Genomic DNA, 18,981 nt, shown 5'->3' on the forward strand with positions numbered 1-18,981 from the left:
CGTTCACGCGATTTACCGTCCACTTCCGCCCAGACCGACATGAGCCACTTCAAACCCGTCGCACTCGAACATGCCAGCCGCCTCATCAACCACGGCCCCACGGTGCTCGTTACGAGCGCCGACGGCAGCCGCCGCAACGTGATGGCCGCAGCCTGGTCGATGCCCGTGGAGTTCACGCCGCCGCGCATCGCCGTGGTGATCGACAAGCACACTTTCACGCGCGAACTCGCCATGGCAAGCGGCACCTTCGGCATCTGCGTGCCGGGTGCCGCCTTTATCGACCACACGTATGCGGTGGGTTCGTCGAGCGGGCGCGAGGGGGACAAGTTCGCGAAGTACGGCATCGAAACCGTGCAAGGCCCGGTGCTGGGGTTGCCGTTGATCGAAGCGGGATGCGCGGCCTGGATGGAGTGCCGCCTGATTCGCGAGCCGCATACCGAAGACGCCTATGACACCTGCTTCGGCGAAGTGGTCGCCGCCGCCGCGGACAGCCGCGTGTTTGCGAACGGGCACTGGAATTTCGACGGATCGAACGCCGGGCTGCACACCATCCACCACCTGGGCGCGGGCATCTTCGTGCCGGTATCGAATCAGGTGAGAGCAAAGCCGTTGTGAGGCATGGGCGGCGGGGCCTCGGCCTCGCGCATTGATGGTTGTGTGGGCGTAGCGGCGTGCGCTGACGCCCGGCTTACCGCTCCATCAAGTCACGCGTCGGCGGCCTGTGGCCATGCGCCTGCGGTGTGGCTGTCCTGCCGCCCAGCAGCGAATCCACCACGCGCCGCAGCAGCGCCGCCGACACCGGCTTGCTGAGCAGCACGTCCCACGGCCAGTCGCCCCGCGCGGGCAGCGGGAAGGTGGCGGTCAGCATGACGACGGGAATGCGCAGCGTGGGCCACTCGGCTTTCAGACGGCGGCACAGCTCCAGCCCGTCGACGCCCGGCATCATCAGGTCCGTGACGATGGCGTCCGGCCGTTGCGCGGCGGCGAGCGCCATTGCGTCGACACCGTCGTGCGCGGTGAGCACGCGGTAACCGTCGATCTCGAACACGAGCCGCAGCGCGCGCAGGAAATTCCGGTCGTCGTCTACAAGCAGCAGCGTAGTCATAAGCCTTTCCATTCCTGGGCGGTGTCACCGTTGCAACCGCGGTGCCGCCGCCGTTAAGTGGCGTAGCGATTGCCGTGCCTGCCCCTCGCGGGCCTGACGTTTGTCTTGTGCTGTGGGTGCGTGCAGGCGTTTTCCGCGGCCGCCGATGGCGTCCGCGCGCCGCTCCTGTTTGCACGGTGGTGGCGTTTCTTTCATGGTGCGCCGCGCGGATGCTTGCGGCCTTGCCGCATGGCGGGCATGGCCTTGCCGGGTACGCCGGCTGCTATTTCACCGGGGCGACAAGGTTGTCGCAGTCCTATGGGAGAACCTAGATGAACAAAGACCAGGTGAAGGGCGTAGCCGAAAAAGTGAAGGGCAAGGTCAACGAACAGGTGGGCAAGGCCACCGACAACCCGGGCCGCGAGCTCAAGGGCGATCTTCAGCAGGGCGCCGGCCAGGCGCGCAAGGATATTGGCGACATGAAGGAAGCCATCAAGGACGACGCTTCGCGCCGTCACTGATGTGTCTGCGGCGGGACGGCACGGCGCATAGCGCCGGCCGTCCCGACCGTGCTGGAGCGCTTGCGTGCAAACCTTGCCTTGCGCTTTGCGCCCGCTTTACCTCTGCCTTGCGTCTGCTTGACGTCCCTCACAACGCCGCGATGCGCGCCACGATATGCGGCGCCCAATACGACGCCGTGAAGAGCCACGTGGCAAGCGCAATGAGCGCCGCGGCCACGATCACAAGCGGCGTCAGCACGCGCCGCATGCGCCCCGAAGGCGGCGTGTTTCCAGCGCGAATCAGCGCTTCGGCCACGGCGAGGTTCGGCACGTAGAAGAAGAACGCCATGAAGGCGTCGAAGGGTCCATCGAAGGTGCGCGAGTGATGGCCGATGCCGTGTGCCAGTTTCAGCCAGAGACCGTAATCCATGCGATACAGCCACGAGCCCACCGCGAGTGCGACGAGCCGGATGGCCCATGCGCGATGCTGTGCAAGCTGCCGGGCTCTTGCATGCATGAACGTTTCCACGGCGGCCACCACCATGAGCACGCCATAGAGGCCGAAGCCGACGTTCATCGGCGTGCCGCCCACGGTGCCGCGCAAGGCGATGTAGAGCGTGCCGCCCAGGCCCGCGATGGCCGCCGCCGCAACGTAGACGCGCCCCATCCAGCGATGCAGCCTGGGCGTCGTGCCGCGCGGGCCCGTGATCAATTGCGCCGGACCCATGGCGAGCAGCATCGACCCCGCGAGGAAGTGCGCCCCAATCGCCACGCTGCCCCAACGCTCGCCGGGCACGTAGAGGCGCGGCAGTACCGCGTTCCAGTCGCGAGGCTCGCCTGCGGGAATCGCGCCGCCGTAATAAACCGCAATGTAGACGCCGAAGATCCCCATGCTCGCCCACGTGACGGCAACGAGCGCGCGCCATCCGTAACGAAGCGCAGGCGATGAACGCAGCGAACCGGAAAGATCGAGCGGGCCCAGCGGCGGCTGCGCGGCGGACGAAGACAGCGGCAGGTCGGGTTTCATGCGCCCGATTATAGGAACGCGCAGGCGAGGTCGCAGCGCGGCGCGCAGGCGTCGCCGGGAATGTTCGATGCGGTGTCGATGGCTCGTTCAATCGCTCACCAAGGGGGAGTGTCATGTTCGTCCACAACAAGCGTCTGCAGTACACCGTGCGGGTCGGGGAATGCGATCCCGGGCTTGCGAATCTGCTGCTCGAGCAGTTCGGCGGTCCACAAGGCGAACTCGCCGCGGCCATGCGCTACTTCACGCAGGCCATCACCGAAGAGGACCCGGGCCGCAAGGACATGCTGTTCGACATCGCAACGGAAGAGTTGAGCCACCTCGAAATCATCGGCTCCATCGTGGCGATGCTGAACCGCGGCGCGAAGGGCGAACTGGCCGAAGCCGTGGACGCCCAGGCGGAGATGTACCGCAAGCTCAACGGCCCCGGCAACGACAGCCACGTCACGCAGGTGCTGTACGGCGCGGGCACGCCGCTCACGAACTCCGCGGGCGTGCCGTGGAACGCCGCGTATATCGACACCATTGGCGAGCCCACGGCGGACCTGCGCTCCAACATCGCAGCGGAGGCACGCGCGAAGATCATCTACGAGCGGCTCATCAACGTGAGCGATGACGCGGGCGTGCGCGAGGCGCTCGGTTTCCTGATGACGCGCGAGGTCTCGCACCAGAAGTCGTTCGAGAAGGCGCTGTATTCGATCAGCCCGAACTTTCCGCCGGGCAAGCTGCCGCCGGTCAAGGAATACGCGAGCCAGTACTTCAGGATGCAGGTGGGCGATCCGCCGGTGCCGGGCCCGTGGAACCAGGGCCGCGGACTCGAACTCGTGCCCGAGCCGCAGGTCGCGGTGGGTGGCGGCGACGGACTGGCGAGCGGGAAACTTGACGGCAAGGAGGTGGCGGCCGTGGAGGCGATGAAGCAGCGTCTTGCATCGGACACCGCCTCCGACCCCGAGACCGGTGCCGAACTCGGCATGACGGGCATCGAGGGCGAGGAGAAGTAGGCCGCATCGGATGCTGTGTTTGCGGCGTTGTAAGCGCCGTGCCGCGCGATTGAAAAAGCTGCCGGGGAAAAGGCTGCCGGCCAAAGCTGCAAACGCGGCTGGCGTGATGAAGACGAACGGACCGGGCAGGTGTCGTACACCGCCCGGTTGCTTCAATGCGCGGCAGTGGCCGGCCGCTGCCTGAAGAATGCCATCCACGCGGCGATGAAGAGCACCAGCGCAAGCGACGCCGTATAGCGGCTCAGTGCAAGCCCGCCGTGATCGACGGGCTTGTCGAGAAAGTCGCCCACTACGGCGCCGAGCGGTCGCGTGAGAATGAACGCGCACCAGAACAGCAGCGTCTTCGAGATGCGGGTCCAGTAGTGCGCAATGGCGAGCACGAGCAGCAGGCCGCCGAACAGAACGGCTGCGCCGCTGTAGCCGAAACCCGCCGAGTCCGCGGTCCAGTCGCCGAGTGCGGTGCCGAGCGTCTGCGAAAACATGATGGTGACCCAGTAGAACACCTCGGCCTTCGGCGACGACACCGTGCTGACCGACACCGAGCCCGTTGTGCGATACCACGCGAGCAGCGAAATCAACACCAGCGCGAACAGGATCGAACTGCCGCCCGCGTAGCCGATGCCGAGCGAGCGGTCCGCGAAGTCGGCGAGCGTCGTACCGACGGTGGTGGTCGCGATGATCGTGAGCCAGTAGAGCGGGGGATGAAACTGTTTCGCGCGAACCTGCGCGGTGACGGCGGCAATGAAGATGACCGCGAAGATGGCGGTACCGATCAGATAGCCGAGATTCATCGACATCGAGACGGCGTCGCCGCCTGTTTCGCCCAGCGTGGTGGCGGCAATTTTTACGATCCAGAAGCCGAGCGTGACCTCGGGCACTTTGGTAATGGCGAGCGGTTGTTTCGTCATGCGCGGTTCCTTGTTTCCTCGTGTTCGGGATAGTGCTGTGAGTGCAGGCGAGCTCCAGAGTATCCGCAGGCGCTTAAGAGAGTCTTAGCCACGGCGACGTTGGAGACCCGGAAACGACGAAGGCCGCATCGTGCGGCCTTCGCTTCGTTGTTTGCGCCTCGGGGCTCGGGGCTCGTGCGCTCCATTGCGCCCCATCACGCGTGGATCATGTGGATCAGGCGCGTCGTGCGACTCCCGGCAACACGCACAGCAGTTCGTACGCAAGGTTTGCACCCAGCAGCGCCGTGGTGCCGAACGGATCGTAGGGCGGCGCCACTTCCACGAGATCCGCGCCCACGATATCGAGCCCCCACGCGCCGCGTACGATCTCCAGCGCTTGCGGCACCGTGAGCCCCGCGATCTCGGGCGTGCCCGTGCCCGGCGCGTAGGCGGGGTCGATGCCGTCGATGTCGAAGCTGATGTACACGGGCCCGCCGCCCACGCGTTCGCGCACCTCGTCCATGAGCGGGCTCAGCGAGCGGTTCCAGCATTGCTCGGCCTGCACGACGCGAAAGCCCTGCTCGCGGCACCAGTCGAAGTCTTCGGCCGCGTAGCCCGTGCCGCGCAGGCCGATCTGCACCACGCGCTCGCAGTCGAGCAGCCCTTCTTCCACCGCGCGGCGAAACGGCGTGCCGTGGGCGATCTTCTCGCCGAACATGGTGTCGTTGACGTCGGCGTGCGCATCGACGTGAATCAGGCCGACGCGGCCGTGCTTGCGATGCATGGCGCGCAGGATGGGCAGCGCGATGGTGTGGTCGCCGCCCAGCGAAATGGGCCGGCAACCGTGGGCGAGGATCGCGTCGTAGGCCGCTTCGATGCGAGCGATGGAGTCATGCAGGTTGTAGGGGTTGGTCGCCACGTCGCCGATATCCGCCACGCGCAGCGAGTCGAACGGCGCTGCGCGCGTCGCCATGTTGTAAAGCCGCAGCAGCACCGATTCGCTGCGAATCTGGCGCGGCCCGAAGCGCGCGCCCGTGCGGTTCGACGTGCCCAGATCGAACGGCACGCCGACAAAACAGGCGTCGAGCCCCTGCGCGCTTTCCGCGTGCGGCAGACGCATCATCGTGGCGATGCCGCCGAAGCGGGGCATCGCGTTGCCGCTCATGGGCTGGAAGTATTCGTCGCTCATCGCCGTTCCTCGTGGTTTGCGGGTGGGTTTTCGATATTCATCTGTTGTGGCCTATCATGCTAATGACCCTTTGCAGCAGTAGTTTGTCGCGCCAGAATCGAAACTTGAATCGCTAATTTTCAACGTTCACATTGATGAATTCATATGTATCTACAGGCGCCCTGGAGTTGACATGCTCGGCGCGCTGACCGATCTCGACCTGCGCCTGATACGCGTGTTCGTCGCCGTGGCGGATGCCGGCGGCGTGAGCGTCGCGCAATCCACGCTCAACGTGAGCCAGCCCACCATCAGCACGCAGCTTTCCACGCTGGAGACGCGGCTCGGCTTCCGGCTCTGCGAGCGCGGCCGCGGCGGCTTTCGGCTCACGACGAAGGGCGAGCGCTTCTACGCGCTAGCAAAGAAGCTCTACGCAGCCGTGGACGAATTCAGCAGCGAGGCGCGCCATATGGACAAGCAGCTCGTGGGCGCGCTCCACATCGGCCTGATCGGACATACGCCCGTGAGCCATAACGCGCGTATCAGCGAAGCCATTGCGCTCTTCAGGCGGCGCGACGAAGCGGTGCGTTTCTCGATTTCGGTGCGGCCGCCGGGCGAACTCGAAGAGCGGTTGCTGGCGGGCGACGTGGACATCGCCATCGGCTATTTCTGGCACCGCGTGCCCACGCTCGACTACACGCCGCTGTTCGAAGAGCGGCAGGTGGCGTACTGCGGGCGCGGCCACCCGCTGTATCGGCAGGCGGGGCGCGTCGACCCGGCGAAGGCCGCGGACTTCGAATGGGCGTGGCGTACGTATCCGCTGCCCGAGGTGCAGCTTTCCACGACGCCCGCCAAGGTGACCGCCCAGGCGGACAACATGGAGGCCGTCGCGCTGCTGATTCTTTCGGGCCACCACCTGGGATATCTGCCCCAGCATTTCGCGGCGCCGTATGTGAAGCAGGGGCTGCTCGCGGCGCTGAACCCCGCGAAGCTACGCTACGACGTAACGTTCCACATGGTGACGCAACAGCGCAGCCGCCGGGGGCCGATTGTCGAGGCGTTTCTCGAAGACATGCGGCGGGCGCATGGAGGGACGCCAACGCCAACGTGACAGGGGCAGAGGGGCACATGGGCACGTGGGCACATGGGCACTACAGGGGGCAACGCTCATCCTTATCCAAGCCGCATAAAACGGCCTCTTTGCGCGCGAATTCCGGAAGGGGCGTCCGTCGCGCGCCATCCCACGCCTCGCAATCCACGCGAACGGGCCAGCCTTGCGCCTATCCGTTCAATCCCTCCCGGCTGTCCCGGCCGCGCGCCGCCGCCGTGCAGCGCCGGTTCAGTTCCGACCGGATGAAGCGATCCGCCAGCAGCCGGCGAGTTTCGAGCAGCCCGTAGCGGATGCACAGAATGCCCTCGATGGCCTGCCAGTCGGCATAGCGTCCGCTGTCGGCCAGGCTGTAAGCCACGTGTCGTATCGTTTCGCGTCGTCCGGTCCTGAGCACGTCTGTCGTGGTCCTCACGATCTGCCCCCTTCGGCTTGGACATGTGCAGTGATGCGCCGGTGCGCGGCACCTCGTGCGTGCGCACCGGCATGTCGATCTTTTCAATATAGGACTGAGCCTGCGGATGCGGCAAGGCGGCAAGCTTCGGCACGCTTCGGCACGCTCCGGCAAGCGGCACAGGGCCGCGCATGCCCGCCGCATGCCCTGTGCTATGTTTGCGGCTCGCCCCACCTTCTGGCTGCTTTGTCCCCATGCCGATCATCAGCGAACTGTTCGTCTATCCGATCAAGTCGTGCGCAGGCATTGCGCCTGCCCGTGTCCGCCTCGGCGAAACCGGCTTCGATTACGACCGCAACTGGATGCTCGTCGATGCCGCGGGCGCGATGCTCACGCAGCGCGTTCATCCGCGGCTCGCGCTCGTGAAGCCTGCCCTCGGCGACGGCGTGCTGACGATCAGCGCGCCGGACCGCGCCCCGCTCACCACGCCGCTCGCTGCCCACGCGCTTCTCGAAACTCTTGCCGGCGCACCCACCGTGGCAGCCACGGTATGGAAGGACACGGTCGAAGCGCTCGATACCGGCGCCGAAACTGCCGCATGGTTCAGCGACTTCCTGGGCTTTCCCGCGCGGCTCGTGCGCTTCGCGCCCTCGGCGCGCCGCGAGGTGAGCCGCAAGTGGACCGGCGAATTCGTTTCAACGACGCAATTCGCCGACGGTTATCCGCTGCTCGTGCTGGGCCAGGCGTCGCTCGACGACCTCAATGCGCGGCTCGCGGCGAGGGGCGCGCCGCCCGTGCCCGTGAACCGCTTTCGTCCCAATATCGTGGTGACAGGGCTCGACCCTTACGAAGAAGACTACGTGGAGCGCCTCGAGATCGACGCGAACGGCGTGCCCGTGGATGTGCGGCTCGTGAAGCTCTGCACGCGCTGCCCGATGCCCACCATCGACCAGCAGACCGGCGCACCTGACCCGGCGTGGCCGCACGAGCCGCTCGACACGATGCAGGCCTATCGTGCGAACCCGCGTTTCGACGGCGCGCTCACGTTCGGCAACAACGGCATCGTGGTGGCCGGCAGCGGGACCTGGCTCGAAGTGGGCATGACCGTGAATGCCGAATTGGGCTTCGACGCCTGAGCGCCGGCCCTCGGGCAAGCGCGCGTGAGGCGTTGATCGCGGCGCCCGCGCTTGCCGAACATCACGCCGTAGCCGCCGCTTCCTGCAAGATCCAGTCGCGAAACAACTGCATCGCGGGCGACAGGCGGCGCGACTTCAGCCACGTGAGCCAGTAGGCGCCCGCACGCAGTTCCGCGTCGAACACGCGCGCGAGCGTGCCCGTCTGCAGTTCGTGCACGAACATGCGCGGCGGCGCGAGCGCCACGCCCGCGCCCTGAACGGCCGCTTCCGCCATCAGCCGCGACGAATCGAATACCGGCCCTGTTGCCGCGAGGGGCGTCATGCCGGCCGCCGCGAACCAGTTCGGCCATTCGTCGATGCGATACGAACGCAGCAGCGTTTCGTTGGCGAGATCGGCGGGCTTCTTGAGGCGTCTCGCGATAGCCGGTGCGCAGAGCACCGCGAGCGGGGCATCGAGCAGCAGCGTGTTGTGGGTGGCGGGCCAGCCGCCGTCGCCGAAGCGCACTGCGAAGTCGAGCCCTTCAGCCGCGAGGTCCACGAGGTTGTTGTGCGTGAGAAGGCGCAGTTCCACGAACGGATGCGTTTCGCGAAACTGCCGCAGCCGCGGAATCAGCCAGCCCACCGCGAACGTGCCCACGGCGCCTACCGTGAGCACCTGGCGGCGCCGTCCGCCTTCGAACTGCTTGAGCACAGTCTCGATGCGCCCGAACGATTCGCTGAGCACGGGCAGCAGGGCGAGCCCTTCGTCGGTGATGGCAAGGCCGCGCGGCAGGCGCTTGAAGAGCGCGCAGCCGAGCCGCGCTTCGAGCGTGCGCACCTGCTGGCTCACGGCGGCTTGCGTGACGTTGAGTTCCTGCGCCGCGCGCGTGAAGCTCAGATGCCGCGCCGACGACTCGAATGCCCGCAGCGCGTTGAGGGGAAGATGAAGACGCATGGTCGCCGAAGCCGATAGATTTTCTTTTGCGTGGCGGCAATTATCGTCGATTGTGGACTGCCCGCAACGGGCCGATAGTGCTGTTCCGGCAGCCCCCTTGCCCGACCATCACGACAAGAGACGACCCATCATGACCCATCGCCCGCATCGCCCACATCGCCCTTCGCGCCGTACCCTGTTGCTTGCCGCCGGCATGCTGCCGTTTGCGTTCACCCTGGAAACGCGAGCGCAGACTCCGTCAACGCCTTCGCAGGACGCTTCCGTGCGAGACGCGCTCGCTGCGCTGGAACGCACGTCGGGCGGGCGTCTGGGCGTATGCGCCATCCCGACCTGCGCGGGCGGTGAGGCGGGCAGCGAGGCGGGCTGCAAGCCGCGCGAAATCCGCTATCGCGCCGACGAACGGTTTCCCTTTTGCAGCACTTTCAAGATGGTTCTGGCCGCGGCGATTCTCGCGCGAAGCCTCGACGTGCCGGGCCTGATGCAACGGCGCATCCGCTACACCAAGCACGATCTCGCGCACTACTCGCCGGTTTCCTCGAAGCATGTGGAAGGCGGCATGACAGTAGCCGAACTATGTCAGGCCGCCATCCAGTACAGCGACAACACGGCGGCGAACCAGCTCATGAAAGTGCTGGGCGGTCCGCAGGCCGTGACGGCCTACGCGCACGCCACGGGCAACGCCGCCTTCCGGCTCGATCGCTGGGAGACCGAACTCAACACGGCCATCCCCGGCGACCTGCGCGACACGTCCACGCCGGCCGCGATGGCGCGAACGCTGCAGACGCTTACGGTGGGGCAGGCGCTGCCGTCCGCACAGCGCGATCAGCTCGTGACATGGCTGCGCGGCAACACGACGGGCGCGCATCGCATTCGCGCGGGTGTTCCGGCAGATTGGCAAGTGGGCGACAAGACGGGCACCGGCGACTACGGCACCGCCAACGATCTGGCCATTCTCTGGCCGCCCGGGCGTGCGCCGGTCATGCTCGCCGTCTACTTCACCCAGCGCGAGCCGAAGGTGAAGGCGCGCGACGACGTGATCGCGGCAGCGGCGCGCATCGTGGCAGGGGCGTTGGGATAGGGCGGTTGCGGGCGCGCTTCGGTTTCGGTGTCGGCTTTTGTTTCGGGCGGCCGCTTCAGGCGACAGGCCGCAGGCAGCCCGCAGCAGACGGTGTTCAAGCCGCCTGCGTGATGCGCCGGAACGCATTCGGCGCTACGCCGAGCGCTTCGCGAAAGCGATGGCTGAAGTGCGCCGCGTTCGCGTAGCCGCATTGCGCGGCCACCTCGGCTAGCGGCAGCGCCGTGTTGCGCAACAGTGCGCGCGCCCGCTCGATGCGCCGGCCCGCAATCCACGCATGCGGCGCTGCGCCGAACGAGATGCGGAACATCCGCGCGAAATGGTATTCGGAGAGCGCGGCCTCGCGGGCCAGATCGCCCAGCGTGACGGGCTGCGTGAGATGCGCGTCGATGTAGTCGCACAGGCGCCGGCGCACAGCCGGCGCGAGGCCGCCTTTCAGCGCGAGGCCGGCGCGCGTGGCGCTCTGCCCGCGCAGCAGCAGGCTCAGCACTTCGTGCGCGGTTTCGTTGACGCGCAGCCTGCCGTCGGCGTCGTCCCAGTGTTCGTCGATCAGCATCCGGCACAGCGCCGCGATGCGTTCGTCCTCGAAATAGGTGCGGTCGGCGAGCGTGAGTTCGCGCGGCTCGCGGTCCAGTTCCTGCACCGCGCGGCGCGTGAAATGCTCGGGCAGGAAGTAGAGGTGCAGGAAGTGCATTTCGCCGCGCACCCACCACGACGACTCGTGATCGCCCGGCAGCGCGCACAGGCGGCTCGGCGCGCCATAGCGGCCCGGCAGCTTGCGGCGCTCGGTGCGATAGCCGCCGTCCAGGTAGCACGACAGCGTGTGATGGCCCGGGTGGTCGTAGGCGGTTTCGACTTCGTCGGTGAAGCGCGACCATTCGGCGATGGCGAGCTGGTCGCCGAGCCACGCGAAGCGTTCGAGCTTCGCGTCCGTTTCACTCAATGTGCGGCACACCGAATGCAGCCCGAACGGCATCTCGCCGGCCTCGCGCAGGCGGGCGAGGATGTCGGGCGTGCCGTCGTTCGCGGGGGCAAGGGTGGGATCGCGCATGGTCGCGCCAGTATAAGGCCCGGCGCGGGCCCCTTGCCGGCGAGCTACCGGCCAGCCCAGAAAAGACCGCAATTCTGGACAACGGACTGCCCGCGCAGGGCGGCATAGTGGGTGTTCCTGGGCAGCTTGCGCCCGCGGCTCGCTGCGCGTCGAGCCGCGCGGCGGGGCGAACACGACAACCGATGCCCAGGCTCGCTACCCACCACCGTTCATTGCGCCATGAATCTCTTTCTTTACGCCGTCACCGTGCTGATCTGGGGCACCACGTGGATTGCCATCAAATGGCAGCTCGGCGCCGTGCCGCCGCCGGTTTCCATTGCGTGGCGTTTCTGGCTCGCGGCCGCCGCGATGTTTCTGCTGCTGCGCCTGCTCAGGCGGCCCATGAAGCCGCCGCGCGGCGCGTGGCGCTTTCTCGTCGCCCAGGGCCTTGCGCTCTTCTGCATCAACTTCCTGTGCTTCTACTACGCCGAGCAGGCGGTGCCGAGCGGGCTCGTGGCCGTGGTGTTCTCCACCGCGCCGCTGCTCAATTCGATCAACGGCCGGCTGTTCATGGGGCGGCCGCTCCAGCCGTCGGCCATTGCCGGCGCGGTGCTCGGCCTCGCCGGCATTGCGTGCCTCTTCCTGCAACAAATGGCGGGGCACGTCGGCGATCACGGCACGTGGTCAGGCCTTGCCATCGCGTTCCTCGGCACGATGTGCTTTTCGGCGGGCAACCTGCTCTCCAGCCGGATGCAATCGATCGGTCTCAATCCGCTCGTCACCAACGGCTGGGCCATGCTGATCGGCGCGGCGGTGCTCACGCTGGGCAGCGCGCTCGCCGGCCTGCCGTTCACGGTGGAGCTCACGCCGCGCTATCTGGGCGCGCTCGCCTATCTCGCCGTGCCGGGGTCAGTGATCGGCTTCACCGCATACCTGACGCTCGTGGGACGCATTGGACCGGAACGCGCGGCCTACTGCACGGTGCTGTTCCCGCTGGTCGCGCTTGCGGTGTCCACGGTGTTCGAGGGCTACCAGTGGTCGCCTCTCGCTGTGGTGGGCCTGCTGCTCGTGGTGGCAGGCAACCTCGTAGCGTTCGACGTCACGCGCCGCGTCTTCGTGCGGCGCGCGAGTTCGTAGGCTGAGAGTGGGTGAGCGCGACAGGTTGGCGCCGGAGCGCGTGGCATTCGGCATAGCCTGCGAGGGGCTCGTGTTGAGCGTGTTGGCGTCTTTTGAGGGCCGGAAGCAACTGCTGGACTGAAGCGCGAGGGAATAAAGTACGTGGGCCAGGCGTTATCGCTGGCAGTGCCGCGCGTCTCTTGCGCGGTGTCCGGCGGCGGGCTTTCATCCGCGCGGCCGTTATGCACCCTGGTACGCACCTTGGTACGCACCCTTCGAGCTTCCAGCAGAGCCACGATGAACACCAACACCCTACGAGCCCAGGCCGAACGCGCGCGCCCCGGGCCGGCCGCGCGCTACAGCCGCGTCGCCATCCTGCTTCATTGGGCCATTGCCGCAGGCATCCTCTGCAACGTGGTGCTGGCCTGGACGGTGGATGCCTTGCCCGACGACTGGGTGCGCCCCGTCATCGACACGCACAAGTCCATCGGCATCACGGTGCTGGGCCTCGTGCTCATGCGCATTCTGTGGCGCGCATCGCACCGGCCGCCGCCGCTGCCGCTCGCGTTTCCCCGGGCCGAGCGTTTCGCGGCGCACGTGGCGCACGGGCTGCTCTACGCGATCATGCTGGGCCTGCCGCTCTCGGGCTGGTTCCACGACTCGGCCTGGAAGGACGCAGGCACGCACCCGATGACGCTCTTCCATCTCGTGCCGTGGCCACGCGTGGGCTTCATCATGCATCTCGAACCGCAGTTCAAGGAGCACATGCACGACGTGCTTGGCGCCGTGCATACGTGGTTCGGCTACGCGCTCTATCTGGTGCTGGCGTTGCACGTGGGCGGCGCGCTCAAGCACGAGCTGATCGATCGTCATTCCGTTTTGCGGCGGATGTGGCCATGAGTTCCGTGCCCGATTTTGCAGCGCTCGAAAGGCGCAATGGCGAGCGCGACGTCAAGTGCAATCCCAGGCGCAACGACGAGGGCAATCCGGTGAGCCCGGCGGCGGACACGCACGCTCGCCCGCCGCGCTGCGCGTCTTCCATGACTCGATCGGCGGCTGCCGCGACCCATACGCTCGGCGACGCCTTCGCCCAGGCCTCGTCGCGCATCACGCCGCGCGGCACGCCGCTCGTGAGCGTGCTGATCCACGGCGGCGTGCTTGCTGTATGGATCGTGCTGTTCGCCCGCGCGTTCTTCCTGCACAACGTGGTGGCGTGGTCCGTGGGCATTGCCTATGTCGTGTACGACACGCTGCTGCTCGCGTTCGTCGCCTTCAAGACGCTGCCGCTGATGAAGTCGCAGACCTCGCACGCACCGGACGCCGCAGCGCAAGGCGCGCAGCCCACGCTCGGTGTGATCGTGGCGGCCTGGAACGAGGCGTCGGTGCTGCCCGTCACGCTCAAGGCGCTGCTCGAACAGGACGCGCCGCCCGCGCAGATCGTGATTGCCGACGACGGCTCCACGGATGGCACCGCCGCGCTGCTCGCGGGACGCTACGGTCTCGTGCCGCCGCTCGAAGGGCAGATCAGCGCGCCGAGCGTGCTGTTTCCCACGCTGCGCTGGCTGCGTCTGCCGCATGCGGGCAAGGCGCACGCACTGAACGCGGCAATTGCGCTGATGGAGACGGACACGGTGCTCACCGTAGACGCCGACACGCGTCTTGCCGGCACGGCGTGCGCCGCGATGCGCGACGCGTTCGCGCGCGAACCCGAACTGGTCGCGGCCACGGGCATCATCACGCCGATGTGTGCGCGCACGCTGACGGGCCGCTTTTTCCAGTGGTTTCAGACCTACGAGTACATCCGCAACTTCATTTCGCGCTTTGCGTGGATGCGGGCGGACAGCCTGCTGCTGGTCTCCGGCGCGTTTGCCTGCTTTCGTCGCGACGCGCTCGTCACGGTGGGCGGCTTCGACACGCAATGCCTCGTGGAAGACTACGAACTGATCCACCGGCTGCGCCGCTACGCCGTGGAGCACGGCAAGACGTGGCGCGTGCGCGTGATCGGCACCGCGCACGCGCACACCGACGCGCCCGGCACGCTCGCCGCGTTCCTGCGCCAGCGCCGCCGCTGGTTCGCTGGCTTCCTGCAGACGCAGTACTGGAACCGCGACATGGCGGGCAATCGGCGCTATGGTGCGCTGGGTCTGCTGATGATGCCGGTGAAGGCCATCGACACGTTGCAGCCCATCTACGGACTCACGGCGTTCGTGCTGCTGCTGACGTTCCTGTTTACGGGGCGCATCGGCATTGCGCTTTCGGTGTCGGCGGTGATCGTCGCGAAGATCGGGGTGGACCTCGCGTTTCACCTGTGGTCTGTGCACCTGTACCGACGCTGGACCGGCGAGCGCCGCGGCTCGCATTTCGCGCTCGCGGTTCTCGCGGCGCTGGCCGAGCCGTTCAGCTTCCAGTTGCTGCGGCACACGGGCGCGGCGCTCGGCTGGCTGCACCTGCTGACGGCGCGCAAGAGCTGGGGCGTGCAGGAACGAACAGGACTCGTCGACGAGGCGCGTCGGTGAAGGGCTGAAGAAGCGCTGAAGAAGAAGGGCTGAAGCGTTGCGCTGCTCAGCGGTCGCAGCGCTTTTACGTCCGCTTTTACGCCCGCTTTTACTCCCCCTTCTACGCCCGTTTCTACGAGCTGATGAGCCCAGCCGCCGGACGACGTAGCCGCCGCAAACACAAAGGGCCGCTTACGCGAGAATCTCCGAAAGGTGGTCGAGGCGCGAAGCCATCTCCGGGTCGCTCGGCTTTTCGAACACGTCGCAGAACGCGACGGTGGCCGCCTGGGCGCTGTTCGTGCTCTTCACCGCGGAAATGGCGCCCGATTCCGAGGTCTCGAGTTCCTGCTTCAGATAACCGTAATTGGCCGCCTGGCTCGACGGGTCGAGCCCGTGCTCGTGCGCGTAGTCGATGAGCCCCTGCTTGCGCGAGCCGCCCCACTGGGCAATGCCGTAGCCGTTGCCATTGTCGTCGGCCATGTTGGAACTGGGCGCGCCGATCGCGCCGCCCTGATTGATGCCTGAATTCATGCCGCCGCTCTCGTGCCAGAGGTTCGCCACGATGCCGGCGGCCTGGTCGCGCGTCAGACCGAAATCGTGCTGGAGGTTCGACACGTAGGCGTCCGCGGTCTGCTTGCTCTGTTCGGGCGTGAGCGCCGTGGTTTGCGGCGCAGTGCTGAGCGCAATGACCGAGCCCGTTTGCTGCGGCGAACCCGATTGACCGTTCGGCGTGCCGCTGTTGCCGGTGACGGGGGCGTTCGTGGTGCCGGTCGTGGCGGGTGTCGTGGTGCCGCCGGTCGTGCCGGTTGCGGCGCCGAGGTTGAACGCCGGCGCCTGGAAGTTCGAGGTGCCTGAACCGAAGCCGCCGCCTCCGCCACTGCCCGTGTTGCCGCTGCTGGTGTCGAAGTCGCCGTTCGCGGTGGCGACGCTGAGGTCGGCGAGCAGCTGTTCGATGTCCTGCATGATGCGCAACTCGATGTCCGACGCAGACGGCGTGTTGCCGGCCTGCGCGTCGTCCACGGGCGTCTGCGTGCGGAGGTACTGATTGGTGATGGTGTTGCTCATGGTAGTGACCGGGTCGTGAGAAAAAACGGAAAGCCGGACAAACGAAAGCACGAACGACACGTACGGCGGGAACGACAGGGCCGCGCGCAGGCGAGGGCGCACCGCCTGGTTGCTTCAGGACACTTTATTCATGCGTCATGGCAGCGCCGGTAAGGGCGCGAAGCGGCGTGTCGCGAAGCGAACGCAGGCGTGCCGGGAGGGACCCGGCGAGGGGACTCCCGCGAGGGACACCTGAAGCGGCAAGACAAGGGAAGGACGCGCCGCCGTCAGCGGCCGACGGCGCTCCAGGAGGTGAGGTGGGGTTGTTTCGGATGATGCAGCGCCGGAGATTAATCGCCGCCGCCGTACAGCGCGTTGATGCGGTCGAGCGTACCGTCCTGCTTCGCGCGCAGGAAGTCCTGATAGACCTCGGCGCGTGTCTTCGCGTGAGGCGCGCCGCTCGCGCTCATGCCGGGCAGCTGGCCGCCCACGGCGTCGTTCGTCATGGCTGCGTTGTCGCCTTGCGTCGCCGCCGTGCTGGTGGCGTCGGTCTGTGCGTAGGCCTGAGCGGCGCCGAGTGCGAGCGCGGCTGCTGTAATCAGGAGTGAAAGCTTCATGATGTGCTCCATTCGCCGAAATGGGACCGGAGTCGGTCGTCCCGATGCGATGCGTCCGTCGTAGCTGGAACGCGATATGCACGGGTTCGCGTGCGGCTTTGTGCGGATGAAATGACCGCGGGGGAGGCTGCGGCACACGCACGAAAGCGGCACGTGCAGGGTGAACCGTGCGTGGACGCGGGTTATTCCCGCTCAGGAACATTTATTTAGTCGGGGGCGAGCGATCAGTTGCGGCGCTCATCACTCGCCGTTGTTCGCCTCGCTGCGGTGCTGCGCGGCGAGCCGCTCCTGCTGGCCCGGCGGCACCGGGTCGTAATGACTGAACTGGATGCTGTAATTGCCGTCGCCGCCCGCCATTGCGTTGAGCCGCGACTGGTAGTCGTTAAGTTCCGCGAGCGGCACCTTGCCCGCCACCACGATCGCGTTGCCGCCCAGGGTGCGCGTGCCGTGCACCTGGCCGCGGCGCGCGGAGAGGTCACCTATCACGTCGCCCATCGCGGCTTCGGGCGCCATCACTTCGATATCCACGATCGGTTCGAGCACGATGGGCTGCGCCTTCAGCACGGCCTCGATGAAGGCCTTGCGCCCCGCCGTGGCGAAGGCTACTTCCTTCGAATCGACGGGATGGCTCTTGCCGTCGTAGACCGTCACGCGCACGTCCTGCATCGGAAAGCCCGCGAGCGGGCCGTTCTCGATCACCTGAAGAATGCCTTTCTCCACGGCGGGAATGAACTGCCCCGGAATGGCGCCGCCCTTCACGGCGTCCACGAATTCGAAGCCCGCGCCGCGCGGCAGCGGCTCCACGCGCAACATGACTTCGCCGAATTGCCCCGCGCCGCCGGTTTGTTTCTTGTGGCGGCAATGGCCCTCGGCCTTGCCGCCAATCGTTTCGCGCCATGCAATCCTGGGCGGGCGCGTCACGACTTCGAGCTTGTACTGCTCCGTGAGGCGTTCCAGCATGTAGCGCAGATGCAATTCGCCGAGGCCGCGCACCACGGTCTCGTTGGTGCCCACAGGGTGATCGATCACGAGGCACGGGTCTTCGGCGGCCAGCTTTTGCAGTATCTCCCACAAGCGCTGCTCGTTGCCGCGCCGCGCGGGCTCGATAGCGAGGCCGTAGATGGGCGTGGGGAAATCGAGCGGCGTGAGGTGGATGTTGCCGTCCTCGGGGGCGTCGTGCAGCACGGCGTCGAAGCCGATCTCGTCCACCTTCGCCACGGCGCAGATGTCGCCGGGGCCGGCGCGCTGGATGTCGGCGTGGTCCTTGCCCTGCAGCATCAGCAGGTGCGCCACCTTGAACGGCTGACGTCCTTCGCCGATATACAGCTGGCTGTCACGCGTCACGGTGCCCTGATGGATGCGAAACACCGCCATCTTGCCGATGTACGGGTCCATCACGATCTTGAAGACATGCGCGAGCACGTGCTTGTCCGCCACGGGTTGCGCATGCACGACTTCGACATGACCTTCTGTTTCGCGATAGAAGAGCGGCGGATTGCCTTCGGTGGGATTCGGCAGGAGCCGCACGAAGATGTCGAGCAACGCACCGATGCCCGCGCCCGTGGCCGCCGACGTGAAGCACACGGGCACGAGGTGCCCTTCGCGCAGCGCGCGCTCGAACGGTGCGTGCAACTGCTCGGGACGAATGGCCTCGCCTTGCTCCAGATAAAGCTCCATCAGTTCCGGGTCGAGTTCGATCACCTGATCGATGAGCGCGTCGTGCGCCGCCTCCACCGAAAGAAAGTCCGCTTCGCCCGACGGATTGAAGAAGCAGTCCACCACGTCGCGCCCCTGCTGCGCCGGCAGATTGATGGGCAGACAGGTCTTGCCGAACGCTTCCTGAATCTCGGCGAAGAGACGCGGCAGATCCACCTTTTCGCCGTCGATGCCGTTCACGACGATCATGCGGCACAGCTTGCGTTGCTCGGCGTACGCCATCATGCGCCGCGTGGTCATCTCGATGCCGGTGCGCGCGTTGATGACGATGGCCGCGGTCTCCACGGCGGGCAAGGCGCTGATCGAAAGGCCGGCGAAATCGGGATAGCCCGGCGTGTCGAGCAGATAGATGCGGGTGTCGTGGTAGTGGAAGTGGGTGACGGCGGAGGAGAGGGAGTGGTGGTACTTGCGTTCGAGCGGATCGAAGTCGCACAAGGCGGTGCCGCGCTCCACGGTGCCTTGCGTATGTACTGCGCCGCCCTGAAACAGGAGTGCTTCCGCCAGCGATGTCTTTCCGCATCCTGCGTGTCCCACCAGCGCAATGGTGCGGATGGCTTCGGGGCTGTAGTGCATGGCCGCCCTCGTCCGGAGATGGAGGTGCGGCCATTATTGGCGAAAAAAGCGGGCACGGCTAGTTGGGTATTCGAGCGTGGCC

The 18,981-nt window shown here is 66.7% G+C and carries 19 protein-coding genes; 9 read left to right on the forward strand and 10 right to left on the reverse strand.

The window, feature by feature from the left end; genetic code table 11:
- Window positions 1-39: 39 nt before the first annotated feature.
- Complete coding sequence (locus tag PXJ20_RS20125; RefSeq protein WP_421032028.1) at window positions 40-615, forward strand: flavin reductase family protein; 576 nt, start codon at window positions 40-42, stop codon at window positions 613-615.
- A 73-nt stretch (window positions 616-688) separates the two neighbouring features.
- Here the strand turns inward: PXJ20_RS20125 and PXJ20_RS20130 are convergent, their stop codons facing one another.
- The gene (locus tag PXJ20_RS20130) at window positions 689-1,105 is read right to left on the reverse strand and encodes a response regulator (protein ID WP_421032029.1); all 417 of its coding nucleotides are present in this window, start codon (window positions 1,103-1,105) and stop codon (window positions 689-691) included.
- Between the two features lie 311 nt (window positions 1,106-1,416).
- Between PXJ20_RS20130 and PXJ20_RS20135 the strand changes: the two genes are divergently transcribed.
- Window positions 1,417-1,605, forward strand: a complete 189-nt coding sequence (locus PXJ20_RS20135) for a CsbD family protein (RefSeq protein ID WP_421032030.1) — start codon at window positions 1,417-1,419, stop codon at window positions 1,603-1,605.
- A 127-nt stretch (window positions 1,606-1,732) separates the two neighbouring features.
- Here PXJ20_RS20135 and PXJ20_RS20140 read toward each other — a convergent pair whose 3' ends face one another.
- Window positions 1,733-2,611, reverse strand: a complete 879-nt coding sequence (locus PXJ20_RS20140) for a DUF2306 domain-containing protein (protein ID WP_421032031.1) — start codon at window positions 2,609-2,611, stop codon at window positions 1,733-1,735.
- A 113-nt stretch (window positions 2,612-2,724) separates the two neighbouring features.
- On the opposite strand from PXJ20_RS20140, the gene PXJ20_RS20145 reads away from it, so the two are divergent.
- The gene (locus PXJ20_RS20145; RefSeq protein WP_199542260.1) at window positions 2,725-3,609 is read left to right on the forward strand and encodes a manganese catalase family protein; all 885 of its coding nucleotides are present in this window, start codon (window positions 2,725-2,727) and stop codon (window positions 3,607-3,609) included.
- Between the two features lie 152 nt (window positions 3,610-3,761).
- On the opposite strand, the gene PXJ20_RS20150 is transcribed toward PXJ20_RS20145, so the two are convergent.
- The gene (locus PXJ20_RS20150) at window positions 3,762-4,517 is read right to left on the reverse strand and encodes a membrane protein (RefSeq protein WP_017775279.1); all 756 of its coding nucleotides are present in this window, start codon (window positions 4,515-4,517) and stop codon (window positions 3,762-3,764) included.
- 214 nt (window positions 4,518-4,731) lie between these two features.
- Window positions 4,732-5,685 carry an agmatinase gene (gene speB / locus PXJ20_RS20155; RefSeq protein ID WP_421032032.1) on the reverse strand — a complete coding sequence of 318 codons (954 nt, stop codon included), beginning with the start codon at window positions 5,683-5,685 and terminating at the stop codon, window positions 4,732-4,734.
- Window positions 5,686-5,857: 172 nt separating this feature from the next.
- Between speB and PXJ20_RS20160 the strand changes: the two genes are divergently transcribed.
- Entirely contained in the window at window positions 5,858-6,772 is a 915-nt protein-coding gene (locus tag PXJ20_RS20160) for a LysR family transcriptional regulator (RefSeq protein WP_017775281.1), read from the forward strand.
- A gap of 169 nt (window positions 6,773-6,941) precedes the next feature.
- Here PXJ20_RS20160 and PXJ20_RS20165 read toward each other — a convergent pair whose 3' ends face one another.
- The gene (locus PXJ20_RS20165) at window positions 6,942-7,130 is read right to left on the reverse strand and encodes a hypothetical protein (protein ID WP_421032033.1); all 189 of its coding nucleotides are present in this window, start codon (window positions 7,128-7,130) and stop codon (window positions 6,942-6,944) included.
- 287 nt (window positions 7,131-7,417) lie between these two features.
- On the opposite strand from PXJ20_RS20165, the gene PXJ20_RS20170 reads away from it, so the two are divergent.
- The gene (locus PXJ20_RS20170) at window positions 7,418-8,299 is read left to right on the forward strand and encodes an MOSC domain-containing protein (RefSeq protein WP_421032034.1); all 882 of its coding nucleotides are present in this window, start codon (window positions 7,418-7,420) and stop codon (window positions 8,297-8,299) included.
- 61 nt (window positions 8,300-8,360) lie between these two features.
- Here PXJ20_RS20170 and PXJ20_RS20175 read toward each other — a convergent pair whose 3' ends face one another.
- Window positions 8,361-9,233, reverse strand: coding sequence for a LysR family transcriptional regulator (locus PXJ20_RS20175; protein ID WP_199542265.1), 873 nt, complete (start codon window positions 9,231-9,233; stop codon window positions 8,361-8,363).
- Window positions 9,234-9,363: 130 nt separating this feature from the next.
- Here PXJ20_RS20175 and bla point away from each other — a divergent pair, with 130 nt between their 5' ends.
- Entirely contained in the window at window positions 9,364-10,311 is a 948-nt protein-coding gene (gene bla / locus PXJ20_RS20180) for a class A beta-lactamase (protein ID WP_421032035.1), read from the forward strand.
- Between the two features lie 94 nt (window positions 10,312-10,405).
- Here the strand turns inward: bla and PXJ20_RS20185 are convergent, their stop codons facing one another.
- A complete protein-coding gene (locus PXJ20_RS20185) occupies window positions 10,406-11,284 on the reverse strand; it encodes a helix-turn-helix domain-containing protein (RefSeq protein WP_126878754.1) in 879 nt (292 codons plus the stop codon).
- 294 nt (window positions 11,285-11,578) lie between these two features.
- On the opposite strand from PXJ20_RS20185, the gene PXJ20_RS20190 reads away from it, so the two are divergent.
- From PXJ20_RS20190 to PXJ20_RS20200, 3 genes are all read left to right on the forward strand, one after another.
- A complete protein-coding gene (locus PXJ20_RS20190; RefSeq protein ID WP_017775287.1) occupies window positions 11,579-12,475 on the forward strand; it encodes a DMT family transporter in 897 nt (298 codons plus the stop codon).
- Between the two features lie 276 nt (window positions 12,476-12,751).
- Window positions 12,752-13,354 (forward strand): cytochrome b, encoded by a 603-nt coding sequence (locus PXJ20_RS20195; protein WP_017775288.1) that lies wholly within the window; start codon window positions 12,752-12,754, stop codon window positions 13,352-13,354.
- Between the two features lie 140 nt (window positions 13,355-13,494).
- Complete coding sequence (locus PXJ20_RS20200; RefSeq protein ID WP_199542644.1) at window positions 13,495-14,970, forward strand: glycosyltransferase family 2 protein; 1,476 nt, start codon at window positions 13,495-13,497, stop codon at window positions 14,968-14,970.
- Window positions 14,971-15,141: 171 nt separating this feature from the next.
- On the opposite strand, the gene PXJ20_RS20205 is transcribed toward PXJ20_RS20200, so the two are convergent.
- From PXJ20_RS20205 to fusA, 3 genes are all read right to left on the reverse strand, one after another.
- Window positions 15,142-16,014 carry a phage tail tip lysozyme gene (locus PXJ20_RS20205; protein WP_421032036.1) on the reverse strand — a complete coding sequence of 291 codons (873 nt, stop codon included), beginning with the start codon at window positions 16,012-16,014 and terminating at the stop codon, window positions 15,142-15,144.
- Between the two features lie 329 nt (window positions 16,015-16,343).
- Window positions 16,344-16,610: a DUF4148 domain-containing protein gene (locus PXJ20_RS20210; RefSeq protein WP_157977846.1), complete on the reverse strand. Its 267-nt coding sequence runs from the start codon at window positions 16,608-16,610 to the stop codon at window positions 16,344-16,346.
- A 240-nt stretch (window positions 16,611-16,850) separates the two neighbouring features.
- Window positions 16,851-18,899 carry an elongation factor G gene (gene fusA / locus PXJ20_RS20215; RefSeq protein ID WP_421032037.1) on the reverse strand — a complete coding sequence of 683 codons (2,049 nt, stop codon included), beginning with the start codon at window positions 18,897-18,899 and terminating at the stop codon, window positions 16,851-16,853.
- Window positions 18,900-18,981 lie beyond the last annotated feature (82 nt).

It is taken from the genome of Paraburkholderia sp. A1RI_3L (assembly GCF_048957895.1).
GTDB classification, from domain to species: Bacteria; Pseudomonadota; Gammaproteobacteria; order Burkholderiales; family Burkholderiaceae; genus Paraburkholderia; species Paraburkholderia kururiensis.